This is a genomic window from Erythrobacter sp. SN021, from assembly GCF_021864455.1.
In genome coordinates this window covers 1-279 of sequence record NZ_JAKKUW010000269.1, presented here as the reverse complement: position 1 = coordinate 279, position 279 = coordinate 1, and the positions used below count along the sequence as shown (strand labels likewise).

Here is a 279-nt window from a genome sequence, read left to right as displayed (position 1 = left end):
ATGGCGGCCTCGGGCGCCAAGTACGGGATCATGACCGCCCACTTCTACTGGGTGGGAGCGATCCCCGCCATGAGCTTCCTCGGCGTCTTCATGATGCCCTTCTACTACGGCTCGCGCGCCCGCTCGGTTCCGGAATACCTCGCGCTCCGCTTCGACGAAAAAACCCGCAGCCTGAACGCGATCTCCTTCGCCGCGATGACGGTATTCTCGTCCGGCGTCTCGCTCTACGCGCTGGCGCTCCTGCTTCAGACCCTGCTCGGCTGGAGCTTCGAACTTTCG

Annotated in this window: 1 pseudogene; it reads left to right on the top strand. The window is 63.8% G+C overall.

Features of this window, described 5'->3' with window-relative positions:
- A pseudogene (locus L5849_RS15845) lies at positions 1 to 279 on the top strand (hypothetical protein); the annotation flags it as partial.